Consider the following 15,348-nt stretch of genomic DNA (forward strand, 5'->3'; position numbering starts at 1 on the left):
ACCATAATGAAATTATATAGAACGCAGAAAAGCTCTAAAAAGGATGGTTGTTTCTATATTTTACACGATTAAACAAAGAAAAGAATAGTTTCGAAAATATTAATAATATGAAATTAACTTGAGATGATTGGTTACATAATCTGTGGGAAAACCATTTAGACAACGATTAAGTCTGTCTAAATGGCTGTAACAAGTGTTATTTGCTCTGTTTTCTTACTCTGGCTATTCGAGAGCGGTTTTTTAATCTTGCTTCGGCACTCGCTTGTCCGGCTGGCTTGTTAGTGCGCGCTTTTCTACGTTTGTGTGCAGGCTTTTTCTGAATGGTTTCTACCAATTTTTCACGATTAGCAACTTCATAACCTGGCAAGTAATAACGAGAGATTTGCTGGCCGATGAGCTGCTCGACGTTGATCAAATCGGCTTCCTCTTCACGGCTTACAAAAGTAATCGCATAACCAGATTGACCCGCCCTACCGGTTCTGCCGATGCGATGCACATAATCTTCGGCAAGATAAGGCACATCATAATTGACCACCCTTGGCAAACCAACGATATCTATACCTCGCGCCGCAACCTCAGTGGCGACCATCACTCTGACTTTACCTTCGGTAAAATCACGTAATGCACGTCGGCGAGCGCCTTGCTTTTTGTCACCATGACAAACATTTGCTTCAATACCATCTAACTTAAGTTCTTCCACCAGCTTATCAGCAGTTTCTTTCATATTGACAAACACCAATACCTGCTGCCAATTTTTCTTGCCAATGAGCTCCGAAAGTAACTCACGTTTGCGCTCATCTTTAACCGGATAAACAACGTGGCGAACGGTTTCAGCTGTGGTGTTTTCTGGCGTCACTTGGATTAATTCGGGGTGTGATAAAACCTGTTTAGCAAACTGTTTAACTACAGAAGGGAAAGTCGCTGAAAATAGTAAAAGCTGCTTATTTTCATCCACTAAATCGATCACTTGCTGCATGTCTGCAACAAATCCCATATCTAACATGCGATCGGCTTCATCCAGTACCAGGTGTTTGATGCCACTAAGGTTTACGTTGCCCAAGCGAATATGGTCTAACAACCTACCAGGGGTTGCGACTAGTATATCTACGCCCGCTTTTACTCGTTCTGCCTGACCATTAATGTTAACACCACCAAATATGGCCTCAACTTTAAGGTCTGTATATTTGCAAAACTGCATGCAATTGTTAGCGATCTGCTCAGCGAGTTCTCGTGTCGGCGCCAATATTAACGCCCGAGGAATTCCGGTAGATTGAGTTTCGAGTAATTTTTGAATAATTGGCAGTGCAAAAGCAGCGGTCTTCCCAGTGCCGGTTTGTGCCGTTGCGAGTACATCTTTACCTTGTCTCACTGCTGGAATTGCAGCTTGTTGAATGGGTGTGAGTGTATGAAAATTGATGTCTTTTAACGCATCTAAAAGCGGCTGAGAAAAACTAAATGCTGTGAACTTTACCATGATAACCTGCGACCGAATCGAGAACGGCCGCAGATTATAATGGACAATCGGACTTTTAACAAAGTTTAAGAAGCGTCTCGTCGATTAATTTCGGCGCATGTCCTACATAATCACTTTCTTTAAGTGCCGATATTAGCGCAATGCCCTGCTGCTGCTGAGATTTGGAAAGAGGCACATAAGGCAGTCTAAACACAGGATTCACTTTCCCGGTCATGATCAATGCCGTGTTAATTGCGATGGGGTTAGGTTCACAAAACAACCAGTCCATTAATGGCTGTAATGATTGGTTAAGTTCAGCATTTGGTTCATCCATTAACTGTCTAAATAAACCCGGAATTAAATTTGAAGCTACCGAAATAACGCCATGAGACTGGCTATGATGGCGGCTATCATGCGCTTGGTCATCGTTACCGGACCAGCACGCGATCCCCTTTGCTTCATAGTGTGCAATGCGAGCGTCACCAGCACACTCTTTCATACCAACAAAGTGTTGATGCTGAGACAGTGGTTCAATAATATCTGGTGTAAGATCTTGACCTGTTCGCCCTGGCACGTTGTAAATAAAAGCAGGTCCTACATCAAGTACCTTGTTAAGATGTGCCACCACTCCAGGTGTCGAAGTTTTGCCATAATATGGGTTAATTTGTAGTGCACAGTGCATACCAGAGGCAAAACCATACTCTGTAGCTTTAATCGCTTCTCTGGTGTTGTTACTACCTGTGTTTCCTATAATTAACAGCCTATCACCAAACTTATTTGCGCTGTGGGCTATTAGCATTAAATGCTCTTCCCAATTCATCAGTTGGCCTTCACCTGTCGTGCCACCAACGACGATACCATCCACACCGCCTGCTATTTGCGCTTCAACCAGTTGATCGTAACTGTCCAAATCAATTTCGCCATTCATGGTGTAAGGCGTTTTTATGGCGGTAATTAAACTTGCTTTTTTTATCTTTTGAATATTTTCCATGGTACTTCTTGCACTTGAATAGTTATCGCTATTTTTATCACATAAAGTCAGTAAATCCGACCCTCAATCTTATGCTTCAATAAAATTTATCACTCAATTCCAGAAAAGCTTGAGTTTTGTATAGAGTTACAGCACAATTCAAATACTGTTTATATATACAGCATTCTATTATGAGTCTCACTAACTTTTTAAACACACATTTTTATACCACTGATGAGCTGAGCGCTGGCTTAAGAATTGACGAATCATTGTTAGGTGAATGGCAAACAATGAGCTTATTCCCGAACCCCAGTTACAGCTTAAATAACCAGATAAAATGTAGCTCTTATTTTGGTCTGTATGAGTGTGAAGAATATACCAACTACTACGCCAGAGGGTTGCTGACATGGGGGCAGTTACTTATCAAACATAAAGTTCAGCAGTCGTCTGTCGCTTTCGAGTTATTTTACCAAGCTTACTGTGACACCCTTGGTAAGTGTATAGAAAGAGGCTTTTGCTCAGAAGATCCTAGCTTCGGTGATGATATTAGTGAGCACGTCCAGCAAGTATGGCAACAGTTTTTATGTGGTAAGTACGGTGTGATCAGTCAAAACGGGTTAGTTGAAGAAATTGTTTACATAGATTTAGGTCGCTCAATCATCGATGACATTACCGAAGGCAGAACCGCCAATTGTATTGAGCCTGAACAACGCCCTGCGTTGTATAACGCCATTAAGCTTTTAAACAAAGCGTTAGCCGCGGATACTCAGGCTGAACAGACTCAGTCACTTAGAAGTAAATACATTGATTCACTTATAAGAAAGTACGATTTATCGCTTAAATAGCCGTTATATCCTTTGCTCAAGGTGTGAGCGTAAAATTTCAAATGCCTTGAGCACTCTTAATTGAGCTTCACACAAGCTATCATACCAAGCATCGAACAGTTCGTCGTCTTGTTCACTCAATGTTTGATATTGCGCCAGCAGCATCACGATATCACTGTTAGTACAGGAGATGTCATCAATCTCTTTAAGTAAAGCCGAATCATCTCTGCTATGTAATTTGGCTAAAATTGTGTTATCTAGCTCAGGTTTATTATCCATTGTCATTGCTCAATCCATCTAAATCAACGATCTGGTCAGCCTTAGTTTGGTATAAGTGGTTAGCTAACCTATTAAAATATGGAGAAATATCTATATAAACTACTTGTAAAGCTGAGCGCGGCACAAATAGCTCAACAACAAGTTACAACCCCAATGATAGGTAGTTATACCAAGCAAACGGACAATACGTAAGCCCCTTTTGTTTAAGTGCTCAAGATACGAGCATTAATTTTAATTAAATTGCAAGTTTTTGGCTGATTTATTTCAAAGGTGACTCAGGAATTGTTGATTGGCAATTAGCGCATTCGTTCAACTTCCGAACAATAGCTGCCAAATGCTGGGGGGCTCGTGTAATTCATGATAGCGTTTTCTCAACGTATCAATATCGGCAAGTAATAATTTAGCTTGCGATAATTTACCTTCAGCAAGTTTTACTTCAGCTTTGTTGATCACGTCTAGCACTTTATCCAAGCCTTGTTGCGACTCTTCTTGATGCTTATTTGCGAAGCCAAGTTGTTTGCTTTTATTGACCAGATTTTTAAACTCACTTAATGCCTGACGCATGTCGCCTATATCAGCCGAGGTCATCATCTGCTTGTAGCTATGACCCATTTCTTTCATCGTTTTATTCAATTCACTACCTTCGCTTGCCACTGTGACACTTGTCGCAAACAATAAAATGTAAAGGAAAACGTACTTCATTTTTTCACTCCAGTTTTCATGCATCACAAATTATAAGTGAATTCACTCCTTAGATGAATCGCACGATGCCAGATTGTTCGCTACACTGAAGTTGACTCAATTACCCAAATGCTTATGTTACATAAACTGTTTATCTTCATTGTTCTCATCTTTAGCTACCAAGCTGTTGCCACTGAACCTTCACGCCTTAAAGTTACGTTTATTAACCCAGGATACCAATCCGACAATCCTACTGGTGATTTTTGGCGTAATGTCAGCAAGATAATGCAAGGGACCGCGAAAAGTCTGAATATCGATCTACGTATTATTTATGCTGATCGTAACCACATAAAAATGAAATCCGTCATTAAACAACAGCTAAGCGTAAAACAAGATTACTTAATAGTAGTTGATGAAAAATCTGTGATAACAAACATGCTGATAAGCACCTCAGAAATACACACAAAGATCGTGTTTTTATTTAATGGGCCCGACAGCAACACCCTATCAAAGCTACAAAAACAGGGACTGCCCGTGATTGGTACAATTAAACCAGACAATCATTATGCTGGATTAAAATTACTCAATTCCTTGTTCAAAGTTCGACATAAAAACAGCACAAACAGCCCGCAAAGCCCTGCACAAATTCTTGTGCTGCTTGGAGATGTCGCCACCGAAGCAGCGCTGATGAGGCAAAGCGGAATGCAACAGGCATTACAGCAAAATGGTAACGCTGAAGTGGTAGCAGCAGTCAACTGTTACTGGTCAGAGAAAGAGGCCTACAGAGTCACCAAAGCATGGCTGCAAAGATCACCCTCAATCGATATAATTTGGGCTGCAAATGACCCAATAGCCTACGGCGCGCTGCGCGCCGCCAAAGAACTTTCGCTCGACGATAAAGTCGTCATTGGCGGAATAAATTGGGACAAAGATATCGCCACACAACTCGATGTGTCTATAGGTGGCCATGTACTTTTAGGAAACTACGCACTCACCTTAATATCGAGTTTGGATACCGAAAAAACGGTTGGAGAGAGAGTCTTACCGCTATTTGAAGAGCTAACTCCAGAATACTTCCCATTGTATGATGCTGTCCATGGAAACTTTTTTGAACAACCGGACCCAAATCGTTACACACCTTCGATCACTCATTTCTCGGTAAAGAGTTTAAATAAGCAGATTAGTCGAAAAAACAAACAGGAATAATCTAGATAATCTCAGATTGGAATATTAAATTCCCAAATAAGGAATATTTCCAGTCTATTTAATGCAATTATACAAGACTAAAAAACAATCAATTGACAGCGCTGCCAACACCTGTTTTAGTTACAAAGGTAAACAACATGTAAAAGAAGGTAACTAAAATGAAACGCAACACACTCAAATCAATACTTAAACTTTCGATGATTAGCGCAGGGATCTGTGCAAGCATCTCCACTGTCAGTGCTACTGAAGCTGAGCGAGTGATCGTGACGCTAAAGGACTCTGCTGTACCAAGTGTATTTCCGGCAAACTTCACCACAGCCGAAATCAACCAGTACAAAGCAAGCGTATTAGCACAAAGCGCATTTGAAACTTTGCGCACAGAAGCTATCACGACGATGCCAAGTGTAAACTCTTACGTTGTAGAAGCAACACCAGAGCAAGTTAAACTGCTTTCTGGTTCAGCAGACGTAGCATACGTTGAATCTGATCCTAAGCGCTTCTTGCCCTCTGTAGCGCCGTATGATTTTGGTATTGCTGCCGAGTCTACACCTTACGGTATCAGAATGGTTCAAGCTGATCAGGTAAGCGATGCAAGTAGCAGTAATCGTAAAGTATGTATTATGGATACAGGCTACACGTTGGGCCACCCTGATTTACCAAGCACAGGTATTACTGGTAATGACGGCTATGGTAGCCACGATACAGGTGTTTGGAGTAACGATGGTAATGGTCACGGTACACACGTAGCTGGTACTATCGCTGCGATTGGCGGCAATAATCAAGGTGTTGTCGGTGTTAACCCATCAGGTCAGTTAGGCTTACACATCGTCAAAGTGTTTAACGACCAAGGTAATTGGGCTTATGGTTCTGATCTGATCAAAGCTATCGAGCAATGTGAACAATCTGGCGCCAACGTAACAAGCATGAGCCTTGGTGGTAGCGGCAGCTCAACAGCAGAGCGCAGTGCATTTGAACAAAGTTATCAACGAGGACTTCTACACATTGCCGCAGCAGGTAACTCAGGCAATAGTTCTTTAAGCTACCCAGCATCTTATGATGCTGTCGTTTCTGTTGCAGCAGTAGACAGCAGCGAAAACAAAGCCTCGTTCTCGCAGTACAACAACCAAGTTGAAATTGCAGCACCAGGTGTTGGTGTTAACTCAACGTGGAATAACAATGCTTATAAGAGCATTAGCGGAACTTCAATGGCAACGCCACACGTATCAGGTGTAGCAGCGCTAGTTTGGAGCCAACACCCAAGCTGTTCAGCTCAAGATATTCGTCGTGTGTTAAACGCTACAGCAAAAGACAAAGGCCAAGCAGGTCGTGACACGTCATACGGTCATGGTATCGTGCAAGCGAAAGCGGCTGTTGATTACCTGAACAACAACGGCTGTTCTGGTACTGGAACACCTGTACAAGCCGATTTCTCAGTGACTACCAACGACTTAACTGCAACCTTTACAAACCGTTCATCTGATGGGTCATATAGCTGGAGCTTTGGTGACGGCAACAGCAGCTCACAGAAAAGTCCTAGTCACACATATGCGGCCGAAGGCACTTATCGTGTAACGCTTACCGTTACAACGTCTAATAACAAGACAGCTTCTAAGTCTACTAATGTAACAGTGACCAAAGGCGGTAATGGTGGCGATTGTAAAGGTATCGCAGCTTGGGATGTAAACAAACACTACAACCAAGGTGATCGTGTTTCTTACAACAACTACGAATACCTTGCAACATGGTGGTCTCGTTCAGCACGTCCAGATATCTTCTCGAACGTGTGGAGCAAGCAGGGCAAATGTAACTAAGCACACTCAAAAAGTTTAGTGGTGCCATTGGCACCACTATTTCTGGCTATGACCACGCCAAACCCAGCGTACAGACTAATATCAAACCAATCATCAGCAGCTGAAGTTTTGTCAGATACTCAGAGAATAAAACAAAGCCAACAAGACAAGCACTAACAATACCAATTGCGCGTTTTATCCCTTCGACCAATCCGGGCTGTATTTCATGGAGTGCCTGCAACTGAAAAATAACAGCAGAGGCAAACGCAACCGACGCAATAAACCACAAAGTTAGATGAGGTTTTAACTTTGATAAGCTGAACTTTGGCCTAAAAAGTAGAAAATTTATTATCACGACCATCAGCGTAATATAACCAGCATGGAACAACACCGGACTATGTTTGAGTGCTTGTTTGTCGAATACAATACAAACTCCCCAGCTAACAACCGTGATCAAAATATATTTCGCTCCCGGTTCTTCTAGTTTAACTTTCCCTCCAAGCAAGAAAAATGAAGCTACGACAATACCGGCCAACAGCGCGAGTTGCACAATAGTTAAACTATCGCCGAGCCACACCCATGCAAAACCTCCGGAAATTGCAGGTGTAACAGACAAAACTGGTAACATCACGGCAATCCGGCCCAATGAGAGCGCTTTTATAAAGCAAACACTGCCGATCGCCGCGAGTAGTCCACTGATACTAGCAGGCAAAAAGTAATCAACTTTTGGAATATATATACCTTGATAAAGCCAATATATTAAATAGCCTGGCAATACTAGTGCGCTAAGTAACACCGACATTAACGCGGCATCATAATGAAGCGTAAGGCGTTTGCGCAGATAATCAAAACCAGCCCAACAAAGCGCGCTAAAAAATGCCAACAGCATAATCAGATCTCCCTTAGAACAGCGTCGGTATGCGCTTGCATATACGCATTAATTTTTACATGATCCGGTTTCCAGCCGACTAAAAACCGGTGAAAATCAGCCCATACAGTCGGCCATAGCGCTAACCAACTCGAAGTTAGCTCATCAATCTCATGCGAAGTGAGTTTATGGCTCATAGCCTGTGACAGCTCAGCAAAATAGTGCTCAAGGTATTCGTTAGCCTGTAGCTCTAATTGTTCACCACTAAACACCGACGTAAAGAACAGCATTACATCACAGACGCCAATCCCCCCGCCAACATACTGAAAATCAAATCCGAGCGCTTGCTTTGAGTTAAATGCAAAATTAGCCAACTTCGCATCACCATGCAGCCAAGTTTGCCATTTACAACACTTTAGTGCTTGGTCAAGTATATGGGCTTGTTGTTTTAGTCTCGTGTTTGGCATGCGCTGCCACTCATCCGGGCGTGTATCTAGATGCCAATAGTTCCCTTGTTTATTCACTTTAGTCGTTGGTTGAAGTAAAAAGTGGGCATGAAATTCGGCAAGCCAGTTTAGTACCCACAATATCTGCTTGTCATTGACGACTTTCTCCTGTCGATACTCCATTTGCTGAAAATCCGTAAGCAGAAGATAACTGGTGTTTCCTTCGATAGCGGAGTCTAGGTATTGGGGTACGTTACATTCATTGGGAAGTGAAGATGCGTAATAATGATAGAAGCTTCGTTCATTCTCATACGACCGTACTTTGCGCCGTAATGCTATTTCTGACTGCGCGATACGAGCATGTTGCAACTGACTTGGCACCCTCGCCCGCTTCAAAGCAAGGTGTTGCTGTTCGAATTTTATAAACGTAACTTCACCGCAACCACTCCAAAGGTTTACTGATTGTGTCGCTAAGTCCGCTTGGGCTAATCTCTTTACCAACCTTGCCATTTATCTGTTTCTCTAAACTACTAATCATTAGGCGCTTAATCGATGATAACATTGGCACTATTACCAACGCGAATCACCACTTACTAAACCGTGATTCACTGTGGTTAATTTATCGGTCATTTGCTGGTATGTAATTTCAATGGATACATATTGATGTATTGAACCAACCGAGGACGCGCAGCTCGGTTAGGACTACTACCATGAGGTAGAAACTGGTGCCAAATTATCAAATCGCCTGCCGCCCCCGCGATAGGAACAGCACCAAGCTTCTGCAAACTATTTGGATCTACCTGATTAGCGTCAATATGACTGTCCTTGAGCCAATCATGAAGCTTATGTTGAAACCCCGGAACTGCTGTGAATGCTCCTTGGTCATGGCGGGTATCCGTCAAATACAGTAAACCCTGGGTACCAAATTGTAGCGACTTTGAAAAATCTAAATCCCAATGCAGATCTGGGCCTTGAAATGTGTAGCTCTCGGATTCGGGAGGATTAAAGCTACATCTATCTGCGGATGATATGAGTTCATCAGTTTGCCAAAGTTGACTAAACGCTTTGTAGATCCGTAGTGAATTTCTATTTGCTTCAAGTGCCTGATGCTGGATGAAGTCCACCATAATACCACCGAGTTTTTCACTCGCTTTTGTGTCGTACCAAGAATTAGGGTTGTCTAGACTGATATTTAATAATGAACATAACGCGTTAACTGAGTCAGTCACGGCCCTCAAATCAACCGCATTTTTTAAAACCACATACCCTTTTTCACGCCATTGCTGTAAATCCATCTCGTTTAGTACATCAGGCATGGTTCTTACTTGTTCTTGCTTGTCTCGATACCAATCAGGTAACGCCCCACCGTAATGCAGATGCGCTAATAAACTTAACCGTTCCGCACTAGGATTTGCGATTCCCAAAAGGCTATCGATAAACGCGTCAAAGTCATTTAAGTTGCCAAATAACACCCGTTGAAACTGCGACGTCCCTATTCCAAGAACATCTGAAGTGACTTGTAACTGCTTAAAATTATCTCCCCGTCGTTTAACGAGAGGATCATTAATCTGCTCGACCTGTGCCTGCCATATCCTTTTTAATACGTCAGTCGTCATCAGTAAAGCATTGCTTGTTACGTCCATATTTGCGACCACTTGTTGCTCCTCATGCTTTGACTACTATCACCGTACTCTTATTACAAGCTACTTGGCTAAGTATATATGTGATTCATCTCGTTGATAGCTATTAGATTTAATCAAATTTAAATGTCCCCGAAAGACTGGAACTAAAAATAACGACACAAAAGTAAGTTAGCCTAATCTCCTGCTATGCTTATCCTCGATTGAGTCGCGACTATCTGCATATATCAGCACCTGGGTTTTGCGGTAGTTAGAAGCAAAAGGATACATTGAGGTTGACCTGTGACAAAACTCATCGCTTACGGCGCGCTCATATTTAGCATTCCAAGTGTTAGCATAGCCCCGTTACTTATCGTAGTTAGCGAAGTCGATCCTAATGCGACCCTATTACATCGGATGTTAATCGCTTGCATTCTGCTGCTAGCCTTTCCCATAACACTTTCAACTTCAAATAGAAAAACAGTTACCTCGGTAAGTCAGATAAGATACTTGCTCGCGACCTCTTGTGTCCTTTGTTTTTTAGATTTACTCATGAAAAGCTGGGCAGTTATTTACGCACCTATCGCTAACGTTGCGTTGCTAGCAAATACTGCACCTATGTTCTCAATGTTGTTTATGTATCTGCTTGGACAAGTTTCAATTTCAAAAAGTAAGGCACTGAGTGTAGTTACTGCGACCATGGGCTGTTCATTAATTTTATGGGAACGAATGAGCTTATCTCATGGTTTTGTTGGTGAAATAATGGCACTGATATCAGCGGTATTCTATGCGGCTTACCTGAACATTAATGCCAGACTAACCTCTTTTTTAAGCTACAAAACAATTATGCTTTATAACTGTTTTGTCGTTGCGATATTAACTTTTCCTTGGGTGCTGTTATACAGCGAAGCTATTTTTCCCACTTCAATCAATGGTTACTTAATATTACTTGCACTTGCATTTGTAACTCAAATCATGGGACACAATGCCATCATCTACGCACAATCCCACTTAAGCAATGAAATTATCTCCTTTTCATTGTATCTCAGACCTATTTGTGCGGCCTTGTTGGCATGGATGATTTTAGAGCAATCACTCAGCCTTTATCAGATACTCGGGGCATTGTGTATTATCACGGCACTACTCGCGTTGTATATGTTTGGCAATAAAGAAAGTTAAATTAATATTTCTTCTTACTTTTCACGTCGCGGTTTGACACACCATAAAACACGACTATTTTTAACGAAAAATAAACATAAATTCTTCAACCACACTGGGACAACTAAACATGGAACTCATAAAATGGATAAACAACCTACAGTCACGACCTCATCTGAGCCCAGTTTTAATAAGCTTGGAAAAATAGCCGAAAGTTACAGCGATATTCATAAGATTCATCTGCTGGATGCGGTAAGAAATGAATGGACACTTGAAACCATCGGCTACGATAGAGCCATAAGAGAACATTATGTTGGCGTTGAGATCTGTTTACTACACATGACAAACAGGACTGAGCAAGCGCGAAAAAAAATAACTTTTGAACAGCTAGACGATGCCTTTGTCGATATTCGTTGGCTGAAGCATCTTCACTTATTACTTAGGTCCATTGGCCGTTCGGTACAAAAACTTGCCACCTATTATGGCCTGCCTGACTCTGCAAAATCCATCGCTATAGAAAGCTCAACGGCTTTAAAAGAATACCTGCATGCCAACCAACACTTAGAAAGTGTTTTATTGAAAAAAGTAGATAGTTGGGATGCCGAAACGCTTAACACGATAGTTGGTAACAGCAGTCACAACGATTTACATTACAGCCTTCTCCACCTGTTCCGGCTTATGCAAAATGATGCCGTGAAGTGGGAAGCTGAATTAAGTAACATTCCGGTTTCTGCTGTAATGCCAGAATTTCATGTCATGGTTCCTTTTGAAAACCTCTTTGAGGCAGTTAATACAGCGCAACTCAATGTCGATAGTTACTACGGTGAATTTGTCTGTCTACATCAAATTCCTGAAGTGTTTGCAGCAGCTGCAAATGATTATCTCGAAGCTTCGATAAGATCATTGAGAAAAGAAGATTTATCGACCGCTTTTGAGCAATTAGATATTTGCAATGTATTTCTAGAAAATGTTGTCAAGTGCCAAGCGATGTTATCCGAGTGTTTAACCACTGCAGAATACCACCTGTTTAGAGAAAACTTAGGCGTTGCCAGTGGCACTCACTCTATTGTCATCGCGCAATATTTGTTTAAGGATCTTTATAAATGTTTTTGGCGAGAGCTAGAGCATTGGCTAGGTGGACCTGCAAGCATGCAGCAGAATATCGCCGCATTGCATCATGGTCGTGCAGAAAATACCGATGTTTGGGTCGCACAACGATTCATTAACTGTGCATTTGAGCTTCATAACTTCTATGAAGAATGGCGACACCAACACCTAAATCTTGTAAAAAATGTTCTTGGTAGTGGTGGAACAAAGTCAAAAATTGGTATGCCGGATGCCTTAAAAGCTGTTTACTCAATGCGTGAAAAAGCTAACCATGACCCCGCGTTATGCCGCCTATATGAGGCCAGAGGCCTTTCGATGACAACCTATCATATTCAAGGCTGTATTTTTCAAACAAATGCCAGCCCGACTTCTGTTACTTCCCGGCTTGATGCGTTGACCGGTTTAATTGCAAGGGACAGATTTCAATCTGTGCAGTCCTATAGTTATTGCCCTCATAAGCCTAAGGCTCAAACGAGAACACCATAACTAATACATAAGGAGTGCAAGATGCAATCATATACACGTTATGATTCTATTTTACACAATGTACAAGAATTGCTACCGTCAATAAAAGCGCAATCAGACCTAATATCTAAAAGCAGAGCTATTCCTGAAAGCATATTGTGCGGACTGAAAAATGCAGGTGTGTTAAGCATGACCATGCCTGCGAGCTTTGGTGGTGCAGAGTTAGATATCAATCAGCAAATGAGGATTATCAGCCTGATTTCTTCTGTATCTCCCTCTGTGGGTTGGTGTGTAAAAACAGGAACAGGCAATGGCTACTTTGCAAGCTATTTAGAGGAACCTGTTGCAAAACAAATATTTAAAGACATATCAACAATTACGGCGGGGGCCGCTGCACCAACAGGGAAAGCTGAAATAACAGAAGGTGGCTATCAAATCAGCGGCAGTTGGTATTTTTCTAGTGGCTGTGAACATGCAACATGGTTAGCAGCGGGTTGCATGGTTTATAATCAGGGCAAACCCGTTTATGTTGATGAACAAAGCGCTCTGCCCCTTACGATACAGTGCTTAATTCCAACCGAAAAAGTCACCATATTAGACTCATGGCATGCGCTTGGACTGGAAGGAACAGGCAGTCATAATTTCACGACCGACGGCATATTCGTTCCTCAATCCCATAGCTTTAGTTTACAACATCATAAGGTTTACCAACCGGGAGTACTTTATCAGATCCCAAATGGTTACAAGCTCAATTTAGCGGCTGTTGCGGTTGGTATTGCCCAAAAAGCGATTGATGCACTAATAGACTCGCGTCTTGCTCGTGGACAGTTATTTGTTGTTGAAGGTAAGCCTCAACAACTGCCAGAGCTAAGAGATGAACCTCATGTTCAAGATGCTATTGGCAGAGCACAGGCCAACACCGATGCTGCGGATGCGTATTTACATCAAGTCATCGCAAATGTTTGGCAAGCGTACGAACTAGGAAAACCGCTATCCAAAACGCAAAAGTTCCAACTGAGTGTGTTCAGCGCGCACGTATCTAAAATGTGCTTAGAAGCTGTGGAACTTTGCTTCCACGCTCGAGGTGTTGCATCCGTATTCAAAGGGTGTGAATTAGAATCTTGCCTAAGGGACATGCATACCATGCATCAACATATAATGAATTCAAGTCGCTGTTATGGACATAGCGGACGAATACTACTTGGTCTGTCAGAAATAGGAAGGCTTAATTGATTCGTTATATCTAACTATTACCTGACTTGGCCCTTTTCAGTTAAAGGAGCAATAACAATGAAAACCGTTTATCTTCATATTGGTAATTTCAAAACAGCAACAACCACATTACAAATTATTTGTGATGAGCACAAACAACAGCTTGATTTTTTATATCCAAATACAGGAAAAAATCTCTATAACACGTGTCATAGTGATTTAGCGCTAGCCCTTATTGATGAGCATGGTGTTACACCACCTTGGTGGTACAATGGCAAAAAGCCTGACGGTAGCGCTATCTCATTCGAACAAGAATGTATGCAGCTCCGCAACGAAATAGACACCTCCCCCCATCAACGAGTGCTGATCTCGTCCGAGGACTTCTCTCGGGTAGGGACAATAAAATATTGCGCTAAAGACGCGTTAACAGCACTTGCGAAACAGCTCTCAGACTACCAAATAAAAGTTATCTTTTATATTCGTGAACCCTTATCATTTTTAAAATCATGGTATTGCCAACGCAACATCGGTGAAGTAGTAACCATGAATTTCATAAGATTTTTCAACGATGTAGATAGTTCTCTTTTGGGACAATATCAGATTTATGCTCTATATGCAGAAGCGTTTGGTGCAAATAATGTGACGGTAAAAACGTTTCATAAGAAAGGCAACGAGCACATTAACGATTTTTTCCAAGCCATTGACTCTCAATTTCGCGTTGACGATCAAACTGGTTCATTTAACACGGCACTTGATGATCTTTCGGTAGAACTAAGGCGGTTATCCAAATTTGTCGGCACCGTCGAAGATGCAATTACTTCAAAGGGTGTACACCCGCTTTTCTTAACACATAAAGTAGCGCACATTAACGAGCAGTTTAGTCAGGTCACTCAACTCGCCGACTATCCAATTACAAGTCAGCTTTCGGTAGAATCTTTATTTCAAACGTATATCGAAAAGCTGAAACACATTCCGGGGATGATCACTAAAGAGCTCGATTATCTCTCAATGTTTGCTAACTACTATGAGTCGAGCGCACCAAAAACCTGTGACTTGTTACGCTCCATTTGTAATGAGTTAACTCCTGAAACCAGCATACTAGACCGTTACCGAGAACAACATGGAGCGATCCCTTCCTTTACTGCAACTGGTGTATATAGTTTGCCGGAGTCAATAAATACAGAGTCTTTTAATCGCTAATGAGTATGTCCCGTCAACTTACTTCAGGACGGTGCAAATAAAAAAAGCACTTATGTTACTAAGTGCTTTT

General features: G+C 41.8%; 14 protein-coding genes. 7 read left to right on the forward strand and 7 right to left on the reverse strand.

All coding sequences use genetic code 11. The features are described 5' to 3' along the window. Positions 1-196: 196 nt before the first annotated feature. Both ACSLBF_RS21270 and dapA read right to left on the reverse strand, forming a co-directional pair. Positions 197-1,474 carry a DEAD/DEAH box helicase gene (locus ACSLBF_RS21270; protein WP_440056644.1) on the reverse strand — a complete coding sequence of 426 codons (1,278 nt, stop codon included), beginning with the start codon at positions 1,472-1,474 and terminating at the stop codon, positions 197-199. A gap of 55 nt (positions 1,475-1,529) precedes the next feature. Beyond that, on the reverse strand, positions 1,530-2,444 hold the full coding sequence (gene dapA, locus ACSLBF_RS21275; protein ID WP_440056645.1) for a 4-hydroxy-tetrahydrodipicolinate synthase: 915 nt from the start codon (positions 2,442-2,444) through the stop codon (positions 1,530-1,532). Positions 2,445-2,614: 170 nt separating this feature from the next. Here dapA and ACSLBF_RS21280 point away from each other — a divergent pair, with 170 nt between their 5' ends. Beyond that, complete coding sequence (locus tag ACSLBF_RS21280) at positions 2,615-3,268, forward strand: DUF6058 family natural product biosynthesis protein (protein ID WP_440056646.1); 654 nt, start codon at positions 2,615-2,617, stop codon at positions 3,266-3,268. A gap of 3 nt (positions 3,269-3,271) precedes the next feature. Here ACSLBF_RS21280 and ACSLBF_RS21285 read toward each other — a convergent pair whose 3' ends face one another. Together ACSLBF_RS21285 and ACSLBF_RS21290 are read right to left on the reverse strand one after the other, a co-directional pair. Continuing rightward, on the reverse strand, positions 3,272-3,526 hold the full coding sequence (locus tag ACSLBF_RS21285; RefSeq protein ID WP_440056647.1) for a hypothetical protein: 255 nt from the start codon (positions 3,524-3,526) through the stop codon (positions 3,272-3,274). Between the two features lie 309 nt (positions 3,527-3,835). Continuing rightward, positions 3,836-4,228 (reverse strand): cytochrome b562, encoded by a 393-nt coding sequence (locus ACSLBF_RS21290; protein WP_440056648.1) that lies wholly within the window; start codon positions 4,226-4,228, stop codon positions 3,836-3,838. Between the two features lie 114 nt (positions 4,229-4,342). Here ACSLBF_RS21290 and ACSLBF_RS21295 point away from each other — a divergent pair, with 114 nt between their 5' ends. Both ACSLBF_RS21295 and ACSLBF_RS21300 read left to right on the forward strand, forming a co-directional pair. Continuing rightward, positions 4,343-5,413, forward strand: coding sequence for an ABC transporter substrate-binding protein (locus ACSLBF_RS21295; protein WP_440056649.1), 1,071 nt, complete (start codon positions 4,343-4,345; stop codon positions 5,411-5,413). A gap of 158 nt (positions 5,414-5,571) precedes the next feature. After that, a complete protein-coding gene (locus ACSLBF_RS21300) occupies positions 5,572-7,224 on the forward strand; it encodes a S8 family serine peptidase (RefSeq protein ID WP_440056650.1) in 1,653 nt (550 codons plus the stop codon). Positions 7,225-7,270: 46 nt separating this feature from the next. Here ACSLBF_RS21300 and ACSLBF_RS21305 read toward each other — a convergent pair whose 3' ends face one another. The 3 genes from ACSLBF_RS21305 to ACSLBF_RS21315 form a co-directional block, all read right to left on the reverse strand. Continuing rightward, positions 7,271-8,092, reverse strand: coding sequence for an EamA family transporter (locus ACSLBF_RS21305; protein WP_440056652.1), 822 nt, complete (start codon positions 8,090-8,092; stop codon positions 7,271-7,273). 2 nt (positions 8,093-8,094) lie between these two features. Further along, positions 8,095-9,027, reverse strand: coding sequence for a phosphotransferase (locus ACSLBF_RS21310; protein WP_440056653.1), 933 nt, complete (start codon positions 9,025-9,027; stop codon positions 8,095-8,097). Between the two features lie 116 nt (positions 9,028-9,143). Next, positions 9,144-10,172: a phytanoyl-CoA dioxygenase family protein gene (locus tag ACSLBF_RS21315; protein WP_440056654.1), complete on the reverse strand. Its 1,029-nt coding sequence runs from the start codon at positions 10,170-10,172 to the stop codon at positions 9,144-9,146. A gap of 267 nt (positions 10,173-10,439) precedes the next feature. Here ACSLBF_RS21315 and ACSLBF_RS21320 point away from each other — a divergent pair, with 267 nt between their 5' ends. The 4 genes from ACSLBF_RS21320 to ACSLBF_RS21335 all read left to right on the forward strand — a co-directional run bounded on the left by ACSLBF_RS21320 (position 10,440) and on the right by ACSLBF_RS21335 (position 15,278). Continuing rightward, positions 10,440-11,315, forward strand: a complete 876-nt coding sequence (locus tag ACSLBF_RS21320; RefSeq protein WP_440056655.1) for a DMT family transporter — start codon at positions 10,440-10,442, stop codon at positions 11,313-11,315. Between the two features lie 123 nt (positions 11,316-11,438). Next, entirely contained in the window at positions 11,439-12,887 is a 1,449-nt protein-coding gene (locus ACSLBF_RS21325) for a hypothetical protein (protein WP_440056656.1), read from the forward strand. Between the two features lie 21 nt (positions 12,888-12,908). Next, positions 12,909-14,099: a hypothetical protein gene (locus ACSLBF_RS21330; RefSeq protein ID WP_440056657.1), complete on the forward strand. Its 1,191-nt coding sequence runs from the start codon at positions 12,909-12,911 to the stop codon at positions 14,097-14,099. A 57-nt stretch (positions 14,100-14,156) separates the two neighbouring features. Beyond that, positions 14,157-15,278: a hypothetical protein gene (locus ACSLBF_RS21335; protein ID WP_440056658.1), complete on the forward strand. Its 1,122-nt coding sequence runs from the start codon at positions 14,157-14,159 to the stop codon at positions 15,276-15,278. Positions 15,279-15,348 lie beyond the last annotated feature (70 nt).

Source organism: Pseudoalteromonas sp. T1lg65 (assembly GCF_051930985.1).
GTDB lineage: Bacteria > Pseudomonadota > Gammaproteobacteria > Enterobacterales > Alteromonadaceae > Pseudoalteromonas.

Coding starts and splice junctions, on each gene's coding strand:
- ACSLBF_RS21330 (WP_440056657.1), top strand. CDS start 12,909: ATGCAATCATATACACGTTATGATTCTATTTTACACAATGTACAAGAA.
- ACSLBF_RS21310 (WP_440056653.1), bottom strand. CDS start 9,027: ATGGCAAGGTTGGTAAAGAGATTAGCCCAAGCGGACTTAGCGACACAA.
- ACSLBF_RS21290 (WP_440056648.1), bottom strand. CDS start 4,228: ATGAAGTACGTTTTCCTTTACATTTTATTGTTTGCGACAAGTGTCACA.
- ACSLBF_RS21270 (WP_440056644.1), bottom strand. CDS start 1,474: ATGGTAAAGTTCACAGCATTTAGTTTTTCTCAGCCGCTTTTAGATGCG.
- ACSLBF_RS21325 (WP_440056656.1), top strand. CDS start 11,439: ATGGATAAACAACCTACAGTCACGACCTCATCTGAGCCCAGTTTTAAT.
- ACSLBF_RS21335 (WP_440056658.1), top strand. CDS start 14,157: ATGAAAACCGTTTATCTTCATATTGGTAATTTCAAAACAGCAACAACC.
- ACSLBF_RS21285 (WP_440056647.1), bottom strand. CDS start 3,526: ATGGATAATAAACCTGAGCTAGATAACACAATTTTAGCCAAATTACAT.
- ACSLBF_RS21305 (WP_440056652.1), bottom strand. CDS start 8,092: ATGCTGTTGGCATTTTTTAGCGCGCTTTGTTGGGCTGGTTTTGATTAT.
- ACSLBF_RS21300 (WP_440056650.1), top strand. CDS start 5,572: ATGAAACGCAACACACTCAAATCAATACTTAAACTTTCGATGATTAGC.
- ACSLBF_RS21295 (WP_440056649.1), top strand. CDS start 4,343: ATGTTACATAAACTGTTTATCTTCATTGTTCTCATCTTTAGCTACCAA.
- ACSLBF_RS21280 (WP_440056646.1), top strand. CDS start 2,615: ATGAGTCTCACTAACTTTTTAAACACACATTTTTATACCACTGATGAG.
- dapA (WP_440056645.1), bottom strand. CDS start 2,444: ATGGAAAATATTCAAAAGATAAAAAAAGCAAGTTTAATTACCGCCATA.